This is a genomic window from Aquipluma nitroreducens, from assembly GCF_009689585.1.
GTDB classification, from domain to species: Bacteria; Bacteroidota; Bacteroidia; order Bacteroidales; family Prolixibacteraceae; genus Aquipluma; species Aquipluma nitroreducens.
In genome coordinates this window covers 3,763,430-3,779,625 of the sequence record NZ_AP018694.1, presented here as the reverse complement: position 1 = coordinate 3,779,625, position 16,196 = coordinate 3,763,430, and the positions used below count along the sequence as shown (strand labels likewise).

Here is a 16,196-nt window from a genome sequence, read left to right as displayed (position 1 = left end):
GATACATTTTAACGGTAAATAAAAACCAGCCGGCCTGAGCCACTGCTAATCTTCCCATCGTTGGTTGTTACGGTAAGTCTATAAATATAGACCCCTGGAATCATTTTTACAGACCGATCTGCCGGAGTCCATGAAAATGGCAAACTTTCAGTTCCGGATGAGCCAACTGTTGTTTTAAATACATCCATCTGGACACCTGAACTTGAAAAGACTTCAAGGCGAACATCAAACGATTCATCAGGCTGATTATGTGTAAAAATAAAATTGGTTTGACCCTGCATCGGATTGGGGTAGCAGGTAAGGGTTTCGATCCTAAAATCATCCTTCACCATAAACCTGATTTCCACTTCCGAAGAATTATTTAGTACATCCCAGACTTTCAGTTTGAGAACATGCTCGCCTTCAGCCAGGTTCGTGAGTGGGAAAATAATCTTGCCGCTGGTATATTTATCTTTATCAGCTTGAAAATAATCATTTAAGATCATGATGTTGGTATAATCATCATCGAGAACCGCAGTAATGTCGTGTCCAATACCTGTTCCTGAAGTATTGATTCCGGTCTCATCGTTAATATTTGCAATCAAAACAGAACTGGCGCTCACCAGGTCTCCGTCTTTAAACGAATCGGAATTAAGAAACAATTCAACACCAGGTCCTTTTGAGTCAGATGTGGTATTACTTGATGCTCCTCCAACGTAAAATCCATCAAAATAGCCTTGTGCATCAACAGTTTCGTTGTAAGCATAATAGAGTATTTTACCCTTATCAACTTTATAAGAAATATCTTTCGGAACAAAAAACGAAAACTCAAACTCCCCATTTTTAACACTGGCCAAACCTTTATAGATAACGTTATTTTGTACCGAATAACTCATTGGAGTTTGCCCAGCATTTCCAAGCGTCTCCACCTGCATCGCTTTATCGTATACTGTCGGAATTATTTCTCCATTAAACGAAGTTAGTTTAGCCCCGCTATTATCGGCCACGTAGCCTTTAACGGTTACGACAGATAGTGTCCGAATGGTATCAGTTTGTGTACCGACATCTTTCCCGTCAATACTGATTGTCTTTACCTGATAATTGGGATTTGCCAACCGCATCGCTGGATCGGCAAGTAAGGAGAAATTTAATTGGTTCGTTCCTGTATTGGCAGCCGCTTTTGCTTTCTGCATCACATCACCTAATCGCAAATTATTACCCTGCTGATCTTTTTCAAAAATATACTGAAAGAATTTGTTGTTCAGAACAAAATTTGCCCCTGAGTAAACCAATCTAGTGGTCGAAAAAAGACCAACACCACCACCAATAGGGTTAAACAGAATTTCTTCTCCAGCAGATGTCTCATCGGCATCAAATCGACTGAATTCGCAGGTTGCAGTTACAAATATTGGTAACTTATTCGTGTTCGACCATTTATTTATTTCGGGAATGTCCAATACTTTTTCATCTGCCAAATATTTTTCATTGGCATGCCCGGTATAGTTCATCACCAATGTACCTTGTTTTACACGATTATTAATAGCCGCAGTTACATCAGGATATTTCTCTCCTCCTGAAGTCGAAATTTGCGTATACGCATCAAGATAGATTTTATCTGTAAAAAACCCGGGATACCCTTTATTTACGGAAATTGCTAAATTTTCAGCCTGGCTCATATGAGTGTTATAATCCTCATCGTCGCCAATAAAAGTAACCACATTCCGCCAATTTCCCATGGTTTTCTGCTGGTTGTAATTTTTGATTTTACTGACTACCGCATCAGCAATTTCCAATGTACCTGCCGGAATACGACCAATTCCAAGATCTACGATTCCCTGGGAACCTCCTTCATCCTGATCGAGAAACACAAAGAAATCATCGGTAACGAACGATTCTGTAGGCGAAAGTGAATTGTCCGACTGAAAAGTTGGAAGAAGGTTGTGATTTTTGCCCAGAATATTTCGGTTGTCATACGATCCATCGCCCATCAGCAAAATGTATTTCAGTGTATTTTTTCCACTCGCTTTACCAAGATCATAGCACTTCCTGAAATAATTCCGGAGACCTGATGGATCAGGAAGCCCACCTGAAAATTCATTGTAAATAACATCAGGAGTAACAACCTGTACAGTTATTCCATCTGTTTTACGGTGAAACTCGGCCAATGAGTCAGCAGCATTTTCTAATGCAGAATTTGCCACAATAATCATTTCTGAAAGATCGGCAGCATGTAAATTCTGATTGGCTATCGTCCCAACCAATTCAGGAACAGGGATCGTTCCGCCAGGATTAAACGCCACATATTCGCGGGTCGTAGCTGAATTTGATTTAAATTTAAGCTGGCCATCCAAATAAACGGCAGGCACCTCGAACGTATTGTTAATATCGGTTATGTCAAATATCCTAGTCGTTGATGAAGCGCCGCTCAAAACAAACTCAGAAGCCTGAGCGGACTCTTCTGCTCCTTTCCCCCGGAATAAATAAACATCGGCATTCATATTCAGCAAACTTTGATAATTAACAGATACATAGTCAAGCCATGCGTTTGAGGTGCTATTTGATGCACTATACACCAGCTTAATCTGAAGACTTTTTGATGGGGGAAGTCCTGAAAATGAAGAAATCTGTTGATTGGCAAAATCAGAAGTTGGATCAGTCACAGCAAGTGCGTTAAATGTAATAGTACTCTTTGAGGACCCATTCATACTTACATTCATAGAACTTGAAGCTGATGATCGGGCAACAGCAGAAATAACAAACTGAGCTTGTTTTGTCAAATCAGGATTATCGAGTGTCAAACTAACTGTTTGAGATTGACCTGAATTAAATTTCTCTCCAAACCATTGACTGCCCGAAGATATTAGATTAACAGTGTCTTTTTCATAAAAAGCATAATTGCTAAAAGAATTAATTGTCCTGGTCGTATTGTCTGTGAGTTCAGCGGCTTTTGAAATAATCTTAGACGTTCCCACATCAGAAAGATAAAAGTATGTTTCGGTAGAATAGTAATTTTGCTTATGTGTTAAGACTCCTGTTGCTGCATCTTCATTAATACGTACACTTCCAGTCGAATAGAAAAACAGACAATCTTTACTGGCATTGTCCTTTCCCTTAAAAATCGGGTAAGCATTCAAGTCATCAAATCCAATATTTTTATTCAAAAACGGCAACATATAACCACCGTTGCCATAAACAGAAACCTGATCTGGATTTGAAAACCCCCATGACTTAAGCTGATCGAATGTAACTTTATAAATACCCTTATTTTTTGTCTTGATTTTAACCCATTTGCCTGATGCCAGGACTGATGCAGTTTTCCACTGATACGCCAAAGAGGCAGATTTTAGGTGATTGGGATTTTCTTTGATCGAGACTGTAAATTCTACCAATCTTTCAAGCTGTCTATTTCTCCTGACAAAAGGGAAAACAGTTAAACGAACCACAGATCGTCCCGAACTTGTGCCAATTTCATGCTTAAAAATCAATTCACTTCCAATTGAATCACTAAATGCAATCGATAAATTTGAAATAGGTTCAAAAATTGCATCGCTTATCAAAATTTCAATATTCGGATCAGTTAAATCAAAACTTTCAACCCAATAAGGCAATCGCGACTGATCGATAATTATACTGCCTTCAAAATTTAAAGATGAATTTTGAGTTGCATCAACATTTTGTGATTTTTGAGTCCAATTAATTTTCCGGTGAAAATCAGTTGACCAGCTATTGAAATTAACTAAAAGGAATCCACAAAAAAGTAAAAATCTTAGCATTATGTATTTATTTATTACACTATTATTTAAACGAGAAGTAGCTACAAATATTATAACATTATGTCATAATGTAAAACTAAACTTTACCGACCTTAATTGTCAGTGGCAAAGATATGCAGTACAAACAACAAGTGTAAAAAAAAGATTGAATACATGAACAATATCAATTCAACAATTTAGTTATATTTGTGAGTCTTTTAAATAACAGAAAAGAAAATATACGATGAAACGAGTCAGTACCTTAAGTTACTCATGCACAATGAAGGCTTCTTCTGACGAGTTACATGTGGCATTTAAAAACAAATCATAAACACATGAAATTTAGATCCATAATATTATTTGGTCTCGCCACATTAATGGCTGGATGCGGATTGATTGGAAAAGGTAAAGGTGGCTCTGGCACTTCTCATGCAACCGGATGGGAATTTGGAGATCCCAAAAATGGTGGTTTTCAGTCCGATGACAATTACAAACAAGAAACTGGTCCCGGATTGGTTTTCATTCAGGGCGGTACGTTTACAATGGGTCGTGTTGAACAAGACGTGATGTACGATTGGAATAATGTTCCAAAACGGGTTACTGTTGCCTCTTTTTATATGGATGAAACCGAAGTATCCAATCTCGACTATCGGGAATATTTATTTTGGCTGAGAAGAGTTTATCCTTCTAATCCTGAAAAATATGGATCTGCGCTTCCTGACACCTTAGTATGGAGAGAAGAATTAGCTTTTAACGAACCTTATATCACAAATTACCTGCGTCATCCGGCATACGGAAATTATCCAGTTGTAGGAGTCTCCTGGAAACAGGCCGATGCATACTCTAAATGGAGAACAGACCGTGTAAATGAAAAAATATTGGCCGATAAAGGCGTAATTACAATTGACAACACTCAGAGTGGTCAAAATGTATTTACTACTGAATCATATCTTGCTGGTTTATACCAAGGTACCGAAGGAAAAAAACCACTTAAAGATGCAGCTGGAACCAATCGAAAAGTTCGTTGGGAAGACGGCTTGCTGCTTCCGAACTATCGCCTCCCTACAGAAGCTGAATGGGAATATGCAGCACTTGGTTTAGTTGGAAATACAGAAGACGAACTTCTTACCAACAGGAAACTATATCCTTGGAATGGGACTTACCTACGCGACGATAATAAGAAAACCAGAGGTCGTATGATGGCTAACTTCACCCGTGGGCGAGGCGACTTAATGGGGATGGCTGGTGCCTTAAATGACAATGCCGACATTACAGCTCCTGTTACTTCATACGATCCTAACGATTACGGTCTTTACTGTATGGCCGGTAATGTGAATGAATGGGTGGCTGATGTATATCGTCCATTATCGTCTACTGATGTTGCAGAATTTCAACCTTTCCGCGGAAATACTTTCACGAAATACAGAACCGACGCAGATGGCAAATTGGTTCGTAATGAATTTGGTGAACTTGTAAAAGACACCATTGCTGATTACAGAAACTTCAAGGATGGAGATTATACTTCTCAGGTTATTGAAGGTGATGACTGGAATACACAAAAGGATAAAACAAAAACCAATAACATGTACATTCAGTCAACCAAAGAAGGTCAGTTCTCTTCTTTGATTTCAGATAAATCCAGAATTTATAAAGGAGGAAGCTGGAAAGACAGACCTTATTGGTTGAGCCCTGGTGCACGCAGATATCGTCCCGAAACAGAATCTGCAAGTGATTTAGGATTCCGTTGTGCAATGACACGAGTTGGAAGTCCTGACGGATTTTAGCAGAGTTTAATTTTTCAATATATAAAACCTCATTTGAAAAAGTGGGGTTTTCTTTTTAAACACCAACTATGGAAATCGCCAACTTATATGCAATCTTTAGGAATCACCCGACAGTAACTACTGATTCAAGAAACATACCGGCCAATAGCATCTTTTTCGCTTTGAAAGGTGACAATTTCAATGGTAATGCCTTTGCGAACGAAGCCATATTGAAAGGAGCAGCATATGCAGTAATTGATGAACCGGAATCTGCAACGAATGATAAAATGATACTTGTTGAGGATGTATTGCTTAGTCTTCAACAGCTTGCTCAATATCATCGGAACCAATTGGGATTACCAATTCTGGCGATTACAGGAACAAATGGCAAAACAACTACAAAAGAGCTGATCGCAGCGGTTCTCTCGAAAAAATTCAGGGTTAATTCCACTAAAGGTAACCTGAATAATCACATTGGTGTTCCTTTGACTTTACTTTCAATGAGTACAGAAACTGAATTCGGAGTGGTTGAAATGGGCGCCAATCATCCAGGAGAAATCAAAATTCTCTGCGAGATTGCCAATCCTGATTTTGGCCTAATCACTAATATTGGGAAAGCGCATCTGGAAGGTTTTGGCTCATTTGAAGGTGTCATAAAAACCAAGTCAGAAATGTATGATTTCATCAGAAATAATGGAGGCAAGTGCTTTGTGAATGCCGACAATTCTCTATTGACTAAACAGGCTAATCATATTGAACAAATAAGCTACGGAAAATCAACTGATTATTTCATGGCCGGAGAGCTTGCAAGTACCGACAACTATCTAGTCGTTAAAGCGCTTTTCCAAAAAGGTTGGCTTTATCTCAAATCGAAACTGATTGGTGATTATAATTTCGAAAACCTATTGGCAGCAGCCTGCGTCGGTAAATATTTTGAAGTTGACCCGTTGCTTATACAAGAAGCAATAGCAGAATATTCCCCGTCAAATAACCGCTCTCAGCTGATCCAAAAAGCGAAAAACACCATCATCATGGATGCATACAATGCGAATCCAACGAGCATGATGGCTGCCCTGACTAATTTCGCAGGCATCCGACATGAAAATAAATGCATCATTTTGGGCGATATGCTTGAACTGGGCACTGTTTCGGCAGAAGAGCACCAAAAAATTACAGATTTTATTGAGGAACAAAAATTTTCGGAAGTATATCTTATCGGCCCTCAATTTAAAAATACAATTGACCGGACACAAAAAAAGAAGTTCTATCAAGTCGAACTTCTTTCAAACTACCTAAAAACACAACCTATTGAAAATAAACTAATTCTTATTAAAGGTTCAAGAGGAATACACCTTGAGAAAATTCTTGAATTGCTACCTTAAAAGCTTAATTGATTTCTGGTTTCTTTACGTTCAACACATCGGCAATGGCCTTTTCAAACGTTGATTTGGGTAACGCTCCCATTGCCATTTGAGGCTGTCCTTCGACAGGAACAAACAATAATGACGGAATACTTTGGATACCAAACAAGGATGATAATTCTCGTTCGTCTTCGGTATTCACTTTATAGATCACAAGGTTTTCCCCATATTCTTTTTGAAGTTCTTCCAAAACTGGAGCAACCATTTTACATGGACCGCACCAATCGGCATAAAAATCAATCATACAAGGAGTTTTTCCTTCAAATTTCCATTCTTTATTGAGATCAAAGTTAAACACCTTTTCTTTGAAAGTCTCTTTTGTTAAATGTTCTAACATGGTTATGAATTTTAATTATACAAATATACACATTATTTCATACATCAATATCAATTCACATGCCAATAAATTAAAATCTTGGTTTGTACCTCTAAACTGCAATTAATTGTAATTTTGTCACAATTAAAATACAAATTGTCATATATAATTATCTCAATACGTTTAAATCGGAATTTATTTCATGAAGCATCATCTTCAACATCCTATATTTCAAGTCATTTCAGAATTGGCAGACAAAATAGATCAGGAAACCTATGTCATCGGTGGATTTGTCAGAGACTTAATTTTAAACCGGCCATCTCCCGATATTGATGTAGTTACCATCGGAAGCGGAATACAACTCGCTGAAATGGTTGCAAAAAAATTAGGACCAAACATACAAGTAAGCGTATTTAAAAATTATGGTACAGCTATGTTGAAGTACCAATCGCTCGAAGTGGAATTTGTTGGCGCCCGAAAAGAATCGTATAATGAAGATTCCCGGAACCCAATTGTTGAAGACGGAACTCTGGAAGAAGACCAGAACCGCCGTGATTTTACCATTAATGCTTTGGCCATTTGCTTAAACAGCAAACGATTTGGAGAACTCATCGATCCTTTTGGCGGAATTCAGGATATCGAGAATAAAATCTTACGAACTCCTCTTGAACCTGGTATTACCTTTTCTGACGATCCATTGCGAATGATGCGAGCCCTCCGCTTTGCAACGCAGTTGGGCTTCACGATTGAAGAAAAAACACTGGAAGCCATTGCGTTGAACAAAAAACGAATTCACATCATCTCGAAAGAAAGAATTGGCGAAGAATTGAATAAAATTATTCTTTCCTCAAAACCATCAGTTGGGTTCAAATTATTGGATAAAACCGGATTGCTGGAGATCATTTTCCCAGAATTGCATCGGATGAAAGGACGCGAAGAAGTGAATGGCATTGGTCACAAAGACAATTTCTTTCATACACTGGAAGTTTTAGATCGCATTGCACCTAATACCAACAATCTTTGGTTGCGTTGGTCGGCCTTATTACATGATATTGCCAAACCTGTTACCAAGAAATATTCGCCGCAACTGGGTTGGACTTTCCATTCGCATAATTTTGTTGGGGCGAAGATGGTACCCGCACTATTCAAAAAGATGAAATTTCCACTGAACGAGAAAATGAAGTACGTTCAGAAGATTGTAGAGCTTCATATGCGACCTATCGTACTTTCAGAAGAAGAAGTAACAGATTCGGCTATCCGCAGGCTTTTGTTTGAAGCAGGCGACGACATTGATGATCTGATGACTTTATGCGAAGCTGATATTACTTCAAAGAATCAGGAAAAAGTAAAGAAATATTACAGCAACTTCCAGTTGGTGCGGCAAAAACTCAAAGATTTGGAAGAAAAGGATCACATTCGCAACTTCCAACCTCCGGTAACCGGAGAAACCATCATGGAAATTTATGGGTTAAGTCCTTGTCGCGAAGTAGGTTTGATAAAAAACGCTATAAAAGACGCCATTCTGGATGGGATTATTCAAAATGATCACGATCAGGCTTTTCAATATATGCTTAAAATAGCGACTGAGATGGGGCTTACGCCAGTTGCAAATCAATGATTCTGTAATTGGACCCGCAGCAAAACCGGAAGGTGATCTGAAAATCCTTCCTGGTATTTAAACCCAACATAAGTGCGCTTTGGCTTAACACCACCAAATTTCGAGTCTGGTTCAAGAAGGAATCCGGCTTTAAATATTTCAGCTTTCTGAAACTTAAAGCAATTGTTTCCCTGAAGAAAATAATCGGAAACAATAAATTGGTCAAATACTTCCCAACTAAATTTGCTTTTAATGGTCTGAATTTCATTGGAAATCCATCCGAAAGAAAGATTAACTAATTCACCTTCCAGCTTTGGATTATCTAGTTCTTTTGCTTCAAGAATCTTAGCCAAACTATCGTCGGACGGAGTGTCATTAAAATCGCCCATACAAATTATTTTTGCCTTTGGGTATCGGCCAAACAGATCTTGAATAGAGTTTCTTAGAGTTTCAGCAGCCAGACCACGATACCTCAACGTTTCCATTATTCCACCATATCTGGATGGCCAGTGATTTACAAAAATATGTAGCGTATCGCAATCGTTCAGCACACCACTTATTCGCAAAACATCCCTGGTTTTAAAAGATTTATCTTTGGCATCGGTGACCGGTATTGCCTGATAATCGAACGGGCGAAAATACTCAGGCCTGTAAAGTAATGCTACATCAATACCTCTTGAATCAGGAGAGTCTTTGTGTACAATTTTATAATGAAATCGAGCCAAAGGTTCATTGCGGGTCAGCAATTCAAGAACATTCAAATCTTCAACTTCACAGAGTCCAATAACGAGAGGCGCATTCCATTTCCCGGCCGCCAAAATTACTTTTGCCAAACGCTCTGCCTTTGAATGAAGTCTGGCTTGATTCCAGTGTCTATTGGCGTCAGGAGTAAATTCTTCGTCATTTGTTAAAGAATCATTTTCAGTATCAAAAAGGTTCTCTGTATTATAAAACATGAAGGTGTATTCATTCTTTGACACATCACTCTGGCCGCATAAATTCGAATGAAGAAACAACAAAAACAAGTTGCATATTATGAATTGAAATTTCATTTTACAAAATTATCCGTTACCGAAAAGAAAGAAAATGGTCTTCAGTTATTTATGATCAAAGAAAACAAATGGGAAAGGGAGCTTCGCCAGCTTTTACTACTATTTTGATTTTTTTTCCTGACGTTCCAAAGCGCCAATATCAGGTCCGTTGTCAAGGAATCGGTCACGTCCTTTTAAATCAGTTGGATAAAGCTTGCTGATCGTTCTGTTGGCTGTATCCTTGGCTCTACTCAAAGAATCCAACTCGAAATTGAATTTTTTATACGGATCTACAAATATTGAATCAGGTCTAATCTTAAAACAATTTAGATAATGTTGGGCGCTTGTTTTAAATACATCAGTTTTATCTAACTGAATGACACATCTTTCAAATTTATAATTGAATATCTTATCCGGATTTACTTTTAAATAAAGCTCATTATTATCAAGAACGTTACCAGTTATTATACAATTTGAAAAATCAGCTTTGGCAATGTCACCGACATAATCCTTTTTATCTTTTGCAACATTTAAAACATTGGCAATGTAAACCGCAGGAGTCGTTCTGGTTTTAAACCCATACTGCGGCCAATAATTTGCAATCGTCGAATGATTGAACTCATAATTTCCACTAACTAGCAAGGCAACGGCATAATAGCCACAGTTTGTAATCAAACAATTGGTCGCTTTAATACCTGATTCCATAGCGAAAATTCCGGCATAGGCCATATTTTGAATTTTCACATTATTAAGTGTCACATCAGCAGAGTTCTCTTCACCAACATTTCCAATTAAAAGTCCAATATTTGCATTTTTGATTTCAACATTCGAGAACTCATTATTCTTACTTCCTGGATAGAGCGAAATTCCGTCCCATTGATCGGGAACATTGGAATATACTGTTTCAAGTCGATCTCCATGAAAGATTATCGGATTTTCAACCGTTCCTTTTGCAACCACCCTGCCTTCAACATGCAATCCTGCTTCTTTATGAAAATAAACCTTCGTTCCTGCCTGAATTGTTAACGAAGAGATGCTGTCGACATAAGCGTCGGTATAGACAAGATAAGGCTTTTCATTCGTCCAGATTGTATTTTTCGGAATTTTACCTTTTACCAGTTTAAAGTCCTGCCCCCATGCCACCAAGTCAACATCCTGCGGATTCGAATTTGTTACAAATTCTATGGAATCTTTGACCACCAACGGAAGATTCTGTCCATTCGGATCAATTGTCACTTCAACAAAAATATACAAACTGTCAAATGGAGCTATCTCCAGATTCTTAACCTCATTGGAAGATACTCCATTTACATTCAACCTAAAATTGGAAGTTTCTGCTTTGGCAAGTTTTACCGAGGAAATTAAAACTTTCTGATCGTATGGATTATAAACTTTTAAATGCTGAGTAGTTGAACCGATTGTTGTAAAAACAGTATCAAACATAACAGTATCAACTGAAAACCGGAGCTTGACATTTGCAGAAGAAAGATACTTTTCGTCCTCACATGAAAATAAATACCCAAGTGACAGGAATAAAATCAATATGTAGAAAAGATTCTTCAAACAAATAGGTTTAGATAATAACGTTCAGATAAATACACTTAGTATGCCAAAAATAATAAATGATTTTTACATTTTTTAACATTTATGCAAGTAAGTGTTGAAATCACCTCATCATAGCACTAAATTGACAAATAAATTTAGCTATAGTTATCAATTTGTTCATCAAAAGACACATTGTCAATATTTTACAAACAGAACAATAAAAATCTGTAACATTAACAAATTAATATTTGTTATTCCGGCGCAGGGTTGATTTAACCAATGGCAATGCATTCATTGTTTTCTAACTTTACCACCAGATTTTACAACAGATGAAAAAGCTTACAATTTTAATCCTCCTGATTACTTTTTTTGCCGGATCACTAACCGCAATAGAAAAACCAGGGTTCCTGAAATATTCAAACGACCAATGGGTTGATTCATTAATGAAAACCTTAACGGTGGATCAAAAAATAGGGCAACTATTTATGATTCAGGCCTATTCAAATCAAAAAAATCAAAAGACTGAAGAAATCCTAAAACAGATTATTCAATTTCAGGTTGGTGGAGTCATATTTATGCAAGGTGGCCCCCTAGCTCAATCCCAAATCTGCAACAGTTTCCAGAAAGCCTCAAATGTCCCTTTGTTGGTGGCTATTGACGGAGAAACCGGACTTGGATTCCGTTTAGATTCAACAATCAACTATCCGGCACAAATGGCTTTGGGAGCCATTGCCGATGATTCATTGATTTATCGCATGGGCTTTGAAATTGGAGAACAATTCCGGAGGCTTGGCATTCACATGAACATGGCTCCGGTGAGCGACATAAATATTAATCCAGCCAATCCGGTTATTAATTACCGCTCATTTGGTGAAGATAAAATCCAGGTAGCCCGAAAATCGTGGCTTTATGCAAGCGGAATGCAAGATGCCGGCGTGCTGGCTACAGCAAAGCATTTTCCCGGACATGGTGATACTCAAACTGATTCTCATTTGCGACTCCCAGTTATCAACCGAACTAAAAGCGAGCTCGATTCTCTCGAGTTATTTCCGTTTTCATTTCTCATCAATAAAGGTATTGGCGCTGTTATGACCGGACATTTGCAAGTTCCGGCTCTCGAATCGAATACAAAAATTCCGGCAACACTGTCTTCCCGGATTATCAAAAATAAACTAAAGAAAGATTTAGGTTTTGAAGGATTGATCATTACTGATGCCATGAATATGAAAGGAGTCGGCAAAGTTTCTTCGGCAGAACTGGTGGTTCGGGCCCTAAAAGCGGGCAACGATATGGTCGAAATTGTTCCAAATCTGGGAAAAGCAATTCAGGCCGTAAAACTTGCCGTAAAATCAGGAATAATTACAAAAGACGAGATTGATTCGAAATGCCGAAAAATTTTGGCCATAAAAAAGTGGATTGGTCTTGACCAACACAAGCTTATCGAAACCAAGAACCTTGTCAGCGATCTAAATCAAAACAAGTATCTCTTAACAAAAAGTCAACTTTATGAGAAATCGCTAACGGTAATTGAAAACAAGAATAACATCCTCCCAATTCAAAAGCTTGACACTTTAAAAATTGCAAGCCTTGCCCTTGGATCAGTACAAATCACCTCCTTTCAAAGGATGCTCAGCAATTATACTCAAGTTGATCATTTTAACATATCCCAAAACCCTTCAGACACAGAAATTGCCGAACTACTTAATCAACTGAAATCGTACAACCTGGTTATCACGGGCATCCACGGGTTGGGACTATATCCATCAAGGCGATTTGGAATAACCGATCAGCAAATTCGTTTGACTGAAGGTCTGGATAGTCAACATACCATTTTCGCTTTCTTTGGAAATCCATACGCCCTTCCAAATTTTCCACAACTCAAAAATGCCCAAAGTTTGGTTGTAGCTTACCAGGACGACAAAGATGTGGAAGAGCTGGCTGCTCAACTCATTTTTGGGGCGAGGGATGCCGCTGGAAAATTGCCGGTAACTGTGAAAGATTTTTATCCAATCCAATCGGGCATCGGCATCAGGAACATTCAACGCTTAAAATACACACTTCCTGAAGGAGTAAATATAAACTCCGGATACCTTCAACATTTGATTGATTCTATTGCTGAGCTTGGGATTGAAGCGAAAGCATTTCCCGGATGTCAGGTTTTAATTGCGAAAGGAGGAAATGTCATCATGAACAAAAGTTACGGATTCCTGACATACGACAAAATTTCACCTGTGCAAAACGATGTACTTTACGATTTGGCTTCGATCACTAAAATAGCAGCCCCACTTCCGGCAGTTATGAAATTGTACGATGAGAAAAAGATAAATCTGGACGCCCCTTTATCGAACTATTTCACCGAATTTAAAAAATCGAATAAAGCAGAATTGACCGTCCGTGATGTGTTGACACATCAGGCGCGCCTTCAACCCTATATTCCGTTCTATCTCGAACGTGAAACAAAATCGATCCTCCGAAAAAGGGCTTTCAAAGATCAACCCTCCGACCAATTTCCTATTCGGATTTCGAAAGACATGTATGTCAGAAATGATTTTGAAAAACAAGTAATCAGCGACATCGTCAAATCTCCACTCCTTTCCAAAAAGGAATTTGTGTACTCCGATTTAGGATTCGGACTTTTACGTTTTGTAACTGAACGACTAACAACTATGACTTTCCAAGAGTATCTGAACAAAGAATTTTACAAACCTCTTGGAGCCAATTCTGTTGGGTTCAAACCATACGAACGATATCCCATTCCACAAATTGCCCCCACTGAAGATGATCAAACATTCAGGAAAGAACTTTTGCAAGGGTTTGTACACGACGAAATGGCAGCTGTATTAGGAGGTGTTTCGGGCAATGCCGGGCTTTTCAGCAATGCTAACGATCTGGCCAAAGTCATGCAAATGTATCTTCAGCAAGGCTATTATGGAGGTAAACAATATATTTCTCCAGAAACAATCAACGAATTTACTAAAGTTCAGTTTCCACAAAGTTCAAACCACCGTGCACTCGGATTCGACAAGTCAAACCCACTCACCCGAGATGAAAAAAATAAATTTCCAGCTACAGATGCAAGTCCGGAAAGTTACGGGCACACCGGATTTACGGGAACTTTTGTTTGGATGGATCCCAAAAATCAACTTCTGTTTATCTTTCTTTCTAACAGAGTTTACCCCAGCAGAAGCCATACTGCGATTTCTGATTTAAATATTCAAACGTCAATGCATCAGGCTATTTACGACGCCATTCAGAATGGACTCAATTAACTATTAAAAATTGTTAAATTTTTAATAGTTAATTCATCGCATTGTAACAATCCTTTCATCCTATAACACCCACAGAATATGTAATGAGCCTCAAATAACAAATTGTTAAGCAGCAAACAAAATGCAATTTTTCGAAAACCTGCCATTAAAACATAAGCGTTACCCCATTGTTATTTCTATATTAATTTTAACTTTAAGCTGTGTTTGAAAGTAAAAAGAGTGTACAACCATAAAAACTTAATGTCATGGATAGAAAAATCACTTTTAATGAGCTACGTCACATCAAAGACAGTTTACCTGCCGGTTCCATCAGTCAAATTGCGCAGGAATTTGGAATTGAAGTAGAAACCGTCAGGAATTATTTTGGAGGCGCAAACTATGTAAAAGGTAAATCTGTTGGATTACACATCGAACCGGGACCCGATGGAGGCGTAGTTCTCCTCGACGATACGGCCATTTTAGAAAGAGCTCAACAATTGCTTGCATCTCATTCGAACTAAAAATTACATTTTATTATTCCAATAGACTGCCCTATCTTTATGGGGCAGTTTTTTTTTGTTCAACTTAACCTAAACCAACAATCATGAAAAACCTTTTACTTGTGTTTACCTTTTGTTTCTTGTCAACAATAACTTTCGGTCAAAAATCACTTTTTAACGGGAAGAATCTGAAAAACTGGGATATCTTTCTCGGAAGTCCGATCACTGGATTCGAAGAACTCGCTAAAAAAGCAACACCAGCCTCAACTTACAGCGTTACCGAATTGAATGGACAAAAAGTAATCCACATTTCCGGAGATATTTTTGCCTCTCTCGCGACTAAAGCCGAATACGAAAACTATCACCTTCACCTTGAATACAAATGGGGTGAAAAAGTATATGGCAAACGCAACAGCGGTTTACTCTACCACAGTTTTGGCCCGTTTGGCGCAGCTTTTGGAACCTGGATGGCAACCATCGAACATCAACTGATGCACGAAAGCATGGGCGACACCTACCTGATGGCCAACACGTATTGCGAGACTAAAGTCGTAAAAAGTGATGATGGTAAAAATTACATTTATTCTCCTGAAGGTCAATCAACTTCATTCAGCGAAAAAGATAATGGTCGCTCGATTAAAAAGGCTAAAGATGCTGAAATGCCATTGGGCGAATGGAATACAGTTGATTTATATTGCTTCGGCCAAACATCTGTTCACGTGGACAATGGACAACTAGTGATGGTCAATACCAATTGCAGCAAAGTTGAAAACGGATTAAAAGTTCCACTTACCAAAGGGAAAATCCAGATACAATCTGAAGGCGGCGAGTTTTTCATCCGGAAAATCGAAATCGAAAAGATTAAAGGAATACCTGCTGAATATTTGAAATGAACAATTTATTTTTAGACCGCGGCTGTATCAGGAGTCGTTAATCCCGTCATCCTGAACTTCCTGACCGCTCGCTTGGCAGGCGGGGTTTCAGGATCTCAACGCACTGTTTGTCAGATTCCGAAATAAATTCGGAATGACGAGAATTGCGATT

Annotated in this window: 11 protein-coding genes; 7 read left to right on the top strand and 4 right to left on the bottom strand. The window is 38.3% G+C overall.

From position 1 onward, the window contains the following. Positions 1-8: 8 nt before the first annotated feature. Positions 9-3,752 (bottom strand): type IX secretion system sortase PorU, encoded by a 3,744-nt coding sequence (porU, locus tag AQPE_RS15820; RefSeq protein ID WP_318347473.1) that lies wholly within the window; start codon positions 3,750-3,752, stop codon positions 9-11. Positions 3,753-4,066: 314 nt separating this feature from the next. On the opposite strand from porU, the gene AQPE_RS15815 reads away from it, so the two are divergent. Then, positions 4,067-5,515, top strand: coding sequence for an SUMF1/EgtB/PvdO family nonheme iron enzyme (locus AQPE_RS15815; protein WP_318347472.1), 1,449 nt, complete (start codon positions 4,067-4,069; stop codon positions 5,513-5,515). A 68-nt stretch (positions 5,516-5,583) separates the two neighbouring features. Next, the gene (locus tag AQPE_RS15810; RefSeq protein WP_318347471.1) at positions 5,584-6,876 is read left to right on the top strand and encodes a UDP-N-acetylmuramoyl-tripeptide--D-alanyl-D-alanine ligase; all 1,293 of its coding nucleotides are present in this window, start codon (positions 5,584-5,586) and stop codon (positions 6,874-6,876) included. Positions 6,877-6,880: 4 nt separating this feature from the next. Here the strand turns inward: AQPE_RS15810 and trxA are convergent, their stop codons facing one another. After that, on the bottom strand, positions 6,881-7,252 hold the full coding sequence (gene trxA, locus AQPE_RS15805; protein WP_318347470.1) for a thioredoxin: 372 nt from the start codon (positions 7,250-7,252) through the stop codon (positions 6,881-6,883). 181 nt (positions 7,253-7,433) lie between these two features. Between trxA and AQPE_RS15800 the strand changes: the two genes are divergently transcribed. Next, positions 7,434-8,849, top strand: a complete 1,416-nt coding sequence (locus AQPE_RS15800; RefSeq protein ID WP_318347469.1) for a CCA tRNA nucleotidyltransferase — start codon at positions 7,434-7,436, stop codon at positions 8,847-8,849. Here the strand turns inward: AQPE_RS15800 and AQPE_RS15795 are convergent. Next, entirely contained in the window at positions 8,843-9,784 is a 942-nt protein-coding gene (locus AQPE_RS15795) for an endonuclease/exonuclease/phosphatase family protein (protein ID WP_318347468.1), read from the bottom strand. The genes AQPE_RS15800 and AQPE_RS15795 overlap by 7 nt on opposite strands. Positions 9,785-9,832: 48 nt before the next feature. Here AQPE_RS15795 and AQPE_RS15790 point away from each other — a divergent pair, with 48 nt between their 5' ends. After that, a complete protein-coding gene (locus AQPE_RS15790; RefSeq protein WP_318347467.1) occupies positions 9,833-9,988 on the top strand; it encodes a hypothetical protein in 156 nt (51 codons plus the stop codon). Here the strand turns inward: AQPE_RS15790 and AQPE_RS15785 are convergent. Continuing rightward, on the bottom strand, positions 9,980-11,422 hold the full coding sequence (locus AQPE_RS15785; RefSeq protein WP_318347466.1) for a right-handed parallel beta-helix repeat-containing protein: 1,443 nt from the start codon (positions 11,420-11,422) through the stop codon (positions 9,980-9,982). The genes AQPE_RS15790 and AQPE_RS15785 overlap by 9 nt on opposite strands. A 311-nt stretch (positions 11,423-11,733) precedes the next feature. Here AQPE_RS15785 and AQPE_RS15780 point away from each other — a divergent pair, with 311 nt between their 5' ends. From AQPE_RS15780 to AQPE_RS15770, 3 genes are all read left to right on the top strand, one after another. Continuing rightward, complete coding sequence (locus AQPE_RS15780; RefSeq protein WP_318347465.1) at positions 11,734-14,673, top strand: glycoside hydrolase family 3 N-terminal domain-containing protein; 2,940 nt, start codon at positions 11,734-11,736, stop codon at positions 14,671-14,673. Between the two features lie 245 nt (positions 14,674-14,918). Beyond that, on the top strand, positions 14,919-15,173 hold the full coding sequence (locus AQPE_RS15775; RefSeq protein ID WP_318347464.1) for a DNA-binding protein: 255 nt from the start codon (positions 14,919-14,921) through the stop codon (positions 15,171-15,173). An 83-nt stretch (positions 15,174-15,256) separates the two neighbouring features. Then, positions 15,257-16,045: a 3-keto-disaccharide hydrolase gene (locus tag AQPE_RS15770; protein WP_318347463.1), complete on the top strand. Its 789-nt coding sequence runs from the start codon at positions 15,257-15,259 to the stop codon at positions 16,043-16,045. The last annotated feature ends 151 nt before the right edge of the window (positions 16,046-16,196 follow it).